Below are 7,643 nucleotides of genomic sequence, written 5' to 3' on the forward strand. Positions count from 1 at the left end.
ATATAAACATAGCAGCATACAAAAAGTGCAGAATAAAGAATATCTCATCAAAAACGCTTGTTATTCGGTAACAAAGTATTATCTTTGCAAACGGAATAATAAGCGTTCTTTGTTAGGCAGAAAACAGCGAAGCCGAGTAGCTCGCTCGTTTCTAAATAGTTACCTGTTTAGTTTTACCAATATGGTAACTTCTTTATTTTCAATAAGTTGTGTTTTAAGAATTATCTTCATGAGCAATATGAGAACAATAGAGCTTCTTGCTCCTGCTAAAAATGTAGAATGTGGTAAAGCTGCTATAGATCATGGGGCTGATGCTGTATATATCGGGGCACAAAAATTTGGTGCGAGACAAATGGCAGGGAATAGTGTAGAATCTATAGCCGATCTATGTTCTTATGCTCACCGCTATGCTGCTAAGGTTCATATTACGCTTAATACCATTATCTATGACGAAGAGCTGCCTGACACATTAGCACTTGTAGATGCATTAGTAGAAGCTGGAGTAGACGCTTTCTTAGTGCAAGACATGGGGTTATTTGAAGAAATTAAGAAAAGATTACCTTCTTATATAGCAATCCATGCTAGTACACAATGCGATACGCGCACTTTAAACAAAGCTAAATGGCTTCAGCAGCAGGGTTTTAACCGTGTCGTATTAGCGCGTGAATTATCTGTAGAAGAAATAAAAACTATCCACACATCATTACCTGATTTAGAACTAGAGGTCTTCGTACATGGTGCGTTATGTGTCAGTTTTAGTGGAGTATGTTATGCTTCTCAATATTGTTTTAATCGTTCGGCTAATCGTGGAGCCTGCTCACAGTTTTGTCGTTTACCTTTTGACCTTATAGATAATAAAGGCTTATTAATAAAGCAAAAATCTCATCTACTATCATTAAAGGACATGAATCAAATTAACAATTTAGAATCTTTAATGAGGGCAGGAGCGTGTTCTTTTAAAATAGAAGGTAGATTAAAAGATGTAAACTATGTTAAAAATGTGGTTTCTGCTTATTCGCAAAGATTAGACTCTATAATAAATAAATATCCAAAAGAATTTTGTAGAGCTTCACTTGGTAAAACAAAGTATCTATTTACCCCGAACCTAAACAAGACTTTTAATCGTGGCTATACAGATTATTTTGTGAAAGGTAGACAAATAGATATCTTTTCTCCAAATACGCCAAAAGCCTTGGGAGAAGATGTTGGCAGAGTGAAAGAATTACGTAATAATAGTTTTAATGTAGCTGGTACAGCAACTTTTACTAATGGAGATGGATTGTGCTTTTTGCATAAAACAATAATAGAAGGCAAAGAGAATATAAAATTAGAAGGTTTTCGAGTAAATAGGGTAGATGGTAATAGGCTTTACCCTTACAAAATGCCACTAGGTTTACAAGCTGGTATGAAGCTATATAGAAATCAAGATCAGGCGTTCGAAAAAGAGTTGAGTGGGCAAACTTCAGATAGACGTATACCTATAAGTTTATATCTAAATGGGGATAAAGACGGTTACACTTTGATTGCAAATATTATATCTGAAAATAAGAAAAAATATCAAGTTAAGACGAAACTGTCTTTTGAACACCAACAAGCAAAAAAAACGCAAGTCGAAAACATAATAAAGCAACTTACAAAATTAGGTAATACCCACTATATATGTGATACTGTGCAGATTGGAAAAGAAGTTGAACAATGTTTTATCCCTAACAGCGTATTATCAGAACTTAGACGTATGATAGTTATAGAACTTAATGATATGATAAAAAACATACGAAAACAAAGATCTTATCAACATTATACATTAAAAGAAGATAAAGTTTCTATACTTGATGCTAATAGTCTACTATATCGTAATATGCCTTATTTATATAATATATCCAATCAGAAATCTTTCAATTTTTATAATGCACAAGGACTAAAATATAAGGATATGGTGTATGAGTTAGAAGATAAATTAAATAGAATAAATAATAAAAAAGCAGGTGTTCCTAATATACTCTTGATGCAATGCAGATATTGTATCCGATACTCATTAGGCTATTGTGTAAAGCGAGGTGGAAAACAACCTACATGGTGTGAACCACTCCATTTGCGTTTATCCGATAATCGCCAGTTTAGGATAGAATTTGATTGTAAAGATTGCCAAATGAATATTTTTTCAGAATAGCTAAAAAGGAGATATAGAGAAATGAAAAATGAAAAAAATATATATTTGTTGTTTTTCGTCTTTTTAAATATTCTGTTTACAGGATGTTATAGACAAAGAACTCGTTCTTTAGTTCAGCTCCCAGATAGTATTCAAGATGCGCAGATTTTTCATAGATTATCTAACAAATACGATTCTATTATTAAGCAACAAGGGACAGACACTTCTACTTATTGGGGAGGTAAAAATGCACAAATAGACTCACTTAACTTTAGAATAAAACATCATTACTCAACAGGTTTTAATTTTGTAGTAAAATCAGATTCCTTATCTATTATCCGTCAACAGCCAGAAGAAACTATTAATAATTTATCTACTGACTCTTTTTCTGTTAATAAGGGTAATGTTATTGTTGTTGCAGATATACGTATTTTACCTGTAGATTCTATAGATTCTGTATGGGTACATATAGCTACAGAGAACGCACAGTTTGGGTGGATACACGAAAGTAAACTCCTTAAAAACGTAGTTCCTGCTGATCCTATATCACAGTTTATATCTATTTTTTCAAATATTCATCTACTTATATTCCTAATAGTTATTTCAATAATAGCAGTGGGGTATATGTTAAGAAAAATACGAAGACATAATGCAAAAATAGTACATTTTAATGATATTAATAGCATTTATCCTACATTGCTTACTACGGTTGTAGCTTCTGCTGCAACTTTTTATGCTAGTATTCAGCTTTTTGCACCTGAAACTTGGCGAGAGTTTTATTTTCATCCTTCGCTAAATCCTTTTTCCCAACCATTACTACTAAATATTTTCCTTTTATTAGTATGGTTAATGCTTATTGTTGCTATAGCTACGATAGATGATGTTAAGCGCTTATTAAAGTCGACAGATGTTGTTCTATATCTAAGTGGTACGGCAGGTATTTGTGCAGTAAATTATATAGTTTTTTCTATTACTACTTTATATTATATAGGTTATTTATTACTTATTTTATATATTTATTTTGCTTTTAGGCAATATTGGTTACATCATAGCGAAAACTATTATTGCGGTAATTGTGGAATGCACTTGCATCGTAAAGGCAGATGTCCTCGTTGTGGAATTATGAATGAATGAGATACCTTTAAATATTATTGCTAAAAGGGAATACTAAAAACAGTAAAACAAACGGAAACGAAAGAGTAGAAAACAAGTCCGGACTATATATTACTAATAAGTAAAATCGTCATCTAAAGACATCTTCCTTAAAATATTAATCTTTTTATAGCTGTTTCATAAAAAGAACTATCTTTACTCATAGTTGTAAATTTTTTACAAAGCAAAAATAACTAAAATGGTTGATACCTAACAAAAAGTGTTAACCCTATTTTGAAAATTAATAAAAGTTTTACTGGCTACTTAGCTAGAATGTTGGAGAATCTGTATCTCTATTATTTAACCTGCGGGTATATGATTTGTTTTTCCCTGCATTGAAATTATACTCTACCCCTATTGCAAACATCGAATGGTTGTCTTTTATTCTGCGCTCTTCGTTATAGTTTACAAAAGAAGAAGAATTCGTCTTTGTAATGTATTTCGCGTCTTTGCCAATAAAAAATACTGATGCTGAGAATTTCCAATTATTTACTCTATAGCTTGCTGTAAAATCATTATTATTTTCAGTACTACTCTTAAAGCTTCCGTTGGCAGTGTATACAGGAATTACCAAATGATAATGTGCATTGAAATTCTTATAATTAAAGTCTACGTCGAACAGATTGTCTACGGAGAAGATTTTATTAACATCATCCTCATTGTATACTTTCTCCATTTGAGGTGCACCTGCCAATGAGAAAGACAGCAAGTCATTCCCAAATGGCTTATACTGGAGCATAATAAATCCCCCATAGCTATTTACATGCTTACAATTTTTATAACCTGATATCAGTTTATTTTCATCATCGGTATAAAAATATTGATAGATAGCTTTTGACTGATAGGAATATGTAGCCCTTATCATTAAGTCTATATAATCATTATTATGATTCAGCATAAGCGTTGCTCTGGTATCCTTTCCATTCTTCAAATGAGGGTTACCTTTCTTATAAATATCTCTTGTTAGCATAGTAACATTACTACTAAGCATATTTAAAGAAGGAATAATTGGGTTAGAAGTAAATTCAAATCTCAGTGATGTGTTATTCGACACATTATAACCTAATTCAGCCTTAGGGGTAAACACAATCTCTGACTGAGACGCAAGTGATGAATTAATTTTTAATGTTGAAACTCCAATATTTACTTTATACATAAGTTTATCTTTACCCCCTACTAATTCTGTATAAAGATAATGTTGAGACTGGTTGGTGGAATATACATCTTGACCTGATAAATTATCCAAGTTGGACCTTGAATGTGAAAATTCTGTACGGTAACCTGTATTCAGTTTAATATTTGCAAACCGATGCGAATAATCAATCTCACCGATGATACTATTCTTTCTATTCTTCAGCCTCATATTATCTATATATGATAGCACTATCCCATTTGAAATTTTCTCATCTTCATAGGAAGTGCTATTAGTACCAAAGGTAGCTGCATTAATATTTACAGCTAAATTATTTTTATCATCAAACTGCCTATCAAAGTAGAGATCTAAAGAAGGATTAAATGTATGAATATTATCACGAGAATTACGAATAATACCGTCTTCATGTCCCAGCTCTCCATACTCGCCATTTTGAATACTGTTACTATGCTCCCAGAGAATATTAGGGTCAAAGGAAATCTGAAAGATAGACTTCATATTTGGGATATAAGCATATTTCACACTAATATCTTGATTAATATATCCGAATTTTTCTTTTCCAGAAGACTTATCGATATAATTATCCACACCCTTCATATATTCATACGAACGGCTATTTACCACATTCTTGTAATCACGTAAGCTAAAATCGTAAGAAAGATCAAACTTACTCTTACCTTGTGTAATAGAGAGGTAGACCTCATCATCTGAGCATCCTGTGCTGAATGCATCTCTCGTCTTTAGTCCGAAGCTGTAACCTTTTTCTAATGTTTTTGTAACAACATTTATAACAGAACTTGCTGTAGCATATCGAGCTGGTGGTATATCATAATATTCTATATACTTTATATTACTTGGTTTTAGGGCTTTAAGATCCATTTCAGAAGAACGAATGTTATTGATAAGGATAAAAGGAGCTTTTCCATCAACATTCTTTAAAGTTCCTGTTAAGGCATCTTCTCTTATTTCTGGAATATCCTTGACCAAGTCTCTACCCACCTGAGCATGCTTTATTTGCTCACTGGTAAAAGTGATTGATCTATGATCGATATGTTGTATATTTCTATTTGCCGTTACTACTGTCTCCTTTAATTCTACAGCTAATGGTTGTAAAGAATAATTTCTGTTTAAACGAGAGGAGTCTGATAAAGCGATATTTTCTTTTATTGTCTTATACCCCAAATAGGACACGACAATTCTATAAGATTTCGTAGGAATATTATCTAAAGAGAAATTTCCTTCTAAATCCGTTAAAGATCCAGAATAGTTCTTTGTTGTATCAGCCTGTAACTGCAAAATCACATTTGCAAAAGCAATATTCTTACCCGTCTGAGAATCCTTCACATTGCCTTCTATTTTCCTTTGAGCATGTATCCACATACTACAAAGGAAAAAACAAATCAAAGAAAATATTATTTTATATTTCATAATGCTAAACTTAAGGCAAAAGCGAAGAGAGATAGAATTTTGGGAAATAGTTTACAGGTTTCCCTGTAGCAAGATTGTACATTGCCGTTGTACATAAGCCTGCTGTAATCCATGCTGCTATGGACAGTTGTGGAGGTGGTAGCGTTTCACTTTCTTCTCGATATTGAGTAACGATTTTATCCAACCACTCTTTAGGTTGATTCCAAAAAGCCCCGTGTCCAGTAACATACTCAGCTACCTTTAATTCAAATCCCTTTGGCTCTTCGGTCAGTTCAGATAAAGAATGCCCCAATGGGTCTACAACCGTAACAAAGCCAGCCCAACCAAAGTTGTATGGGTGCAGTACAGGGATTTTTCTTTCTTTGCAAATATTATCAAATACGAAAGGCGTATCGTCCTTAAAGTCCAATGCATTGATAGCCACATCATGCTCATTCAATAAATTCTCAATGTTACTCGGAGTTAAGAACTCCGTATAAAAGTCTATCTGCGCGTTGGGATTGATATTTAGCAAACGTTCAGCCAAACACTCTGCTTTGTATCTGCCAATGTCATTCTCCGTATAGTTCTGCCTGTTAAGGTTGTTTTCCTTCACCTTATCACCATCAATGATGGTGATATGCTCAAAACCAAACCGCAAAGCACATTCAGCCACTATGCTGCCTATACCTGCACCACCAAGGAAAATTTTATAATCTTTGATGCTGCCTTGTTCTCTTTCGTTCACATAGAGCCTGTTTCTATTATATCTGTCTTCCATAACGAAATAATTATTTTTGGCAAAAGTATAAGCAACAATAAAAATATGCACTACACAAAAGTGTAAAAAACTCTCATTCCACTTGTTATTTTAGATTTTATAACATATTCAGAAGATAACATGTTTGCTACTCATGATAATGTTCGTCCAAAAATCTCTCCAAATCCGACTCTTTATAGAATAATAATATATACCGCTTTACATCAAAAAGTTAACAAACTGTAAGAAGAACTTTTTTGCTTATTTTTTATGTAAATTTGCAAAATTGTTATTTATGTTTAATTCTAAAACTATAAACCTTATGAAAAAGTTTTACTTACTCGCTATTGTTTTATTAAGTTTAGCATCTTGTCAAATAGCAGGACTGACATCAGGTTATTCCCACTTGTCAAAAAAGGAACAAGCAAAAATAATTAACTACAAAGGAAAAATAGATGAAATCCACGACTACTCAAACATATACACTGTCACTGTAGAACAAGTAAAAGAATACCTTTCAAATCATAACAACGTTATCATATATGATTATACACCATTTTGTAAGTCTTCTTTTTGTTTACTTCCAAACATATTAGAAGATATATGTAAGAAAAACAATACAGATTTACTTGTTATTTCAAATATTTATGATGACATTTTTTTAGGTGTCACAAATAAATTTCCTATTTTAATGATAAAAACAAGTGTATATAATACTAAATCAAGGGCAAAATATATCGATAAATTTTATCATTCTTTAATCGGCTTAAATCTAAAAGAAATTGATTATGCAAGCTACCATTATTTCTCAAATGGTAATTACATAAAAAGCTTTAAGAATCCTCAAGATATAAGTTTATAACAAAAACCTTATAGACTCCATAACACATAACCATTTGTACCTGATACAAGATCATATCCACCACATGCAAAATTTGTAGCTGGTGGATTTTTGTTTGACTAGCATGCATGCTGTCTAGCGGGTGTAAGGGGCTCAGTAGAATTTTTCTGGGGAATAATTT

General features: G+C 32.4%; 5 protein-coding genes. 3 read left to right on the forward strand and 2 right to left on the reverse strand.

Annotation, left to right across the window (positions count from 1 at the left end; all coding sequences use genetic code 11):
* Window positions 1–238 precede the first annotated feature (238 nt).
* Complete coding sequence (locus HMPREF9018_RS10040) at window positions 239–2,170, forward strand: peptidase U32 family protein (protein ID WP_039864908.1); 1,932 nt, start codon at window positions 239–241, stop codon at window positions 2,168–2,170.
* Window positions 2,171–2,191: 21 nt separating this feature from the next.
* Window positions 2,192–3,283 carry a hypothetical protein gene (locus tag HMPREF9018_RS10045; protein WP_008451225.1) on the forward strand — a complete coding sequence of 364 codons (1,092 nt, stop codon included), beginning with the start codon at window positions 2,192–2,194 and terminating at the stop codon, window positions 3,281–3,283.
* Window positions 3,284–3,569: 286 nt separating this feature from the next.
* Here HMPREF9018_RS10045 and HMPREF9018_RS10050 read toward each other — a convergent pair whose 3' ends face one another.
* Together HMPREF9018_RS10050 and HMPREF9018_RS10055 are read right to left on the reverse strand one after the other, a co-directional pair.
* Window positions 3,570–5,834 carry a TonB-dependent receptor gene (locus HMPREF9018_RS10050; protein ID WP_100067247.1) on the reverse strand — a complete coding sequence of 755 codons (2,265 nt, stop codon included), beginning with the start codon at window positions 5,832–5,834 and terminating at the stop codon, window positions 3,570–3,572.
* 58 nt (window positions 5,835–5,892) lie between these two features.
* Complete coding sequence (locus HMPREF9018_RS10055) at window positions 5,893–6,642, reverse strand: ThiF family adenylyltransferase (RefSeq protein WP_019036389.1); 750 nt, start codon at window positions 6,640–6,642, stop codon at window positions 5,893–5,895.
* A gap of 301 nt (window positions 6,643–6,943) precedes the next feature.
* Here HMPREF9018_RS10055 and HMPREF9018_RS10060 point away from each other — a divergent pair, with 301 nt between their 5' ends.
* A complete protein-coding gene (locus HMPREF9018_RS10060) occupies window positions 6,944–7,483 on the forward strand; it encodes a hypothetical protein (protein WP_008451232.1) in 540 nt (179 codons plus the stop codon).
* Window positions 7,484–7,643: the final 160 nt, after the last annotated feature.

This window comes from Prevotella amnii CRIS 21A-A (genome assembly GCF_000177355.1).
Lineage (GTDB): Bacteria > Bacteroidota > Bacteroidia > Bacteroidales > Bacteroidaceae > Prevotella > Prevotella amnii.

Coding starts and splice junctions, on each gene's coding strand:
- HMPREF9018_RS10045 (WP_008451225.1), top strand. CDS start 2,192: ATGAAAAATGAAAAAAATATATATTTGTTGTTTTTCGTCTTTTTAAAT.
- HMPREF9018_RS10060 (WP_008451232.1), top strand. CDS start 6,944: ATGAAAAAGTTTTACTTACTCGCTATTGTTTTATTAAGTTTAGCATCT.
- HMPREF9018_RS10055 (WP_019036389.1), bottom strand. CDS start 6,642: ATGGAAGACAGATATAATAGAAACAGGCTCTATGTGAACGAAAGAGAA.
- HMPREF9018_RS10050 (WP_100067247.1), bottom strand. CDS start 5,834: ATGTGGATACATGCTCAAAGGAAAATAGAAGGCAATGTGAAGGATTCT.
- HMPREF9018_RS10040 (WP_039864908.1), top strand. CDS start 239: ATGAGAACAATAGAGCTTCTTGCTCCTGCTAAAAATGTAGAATGTGGT.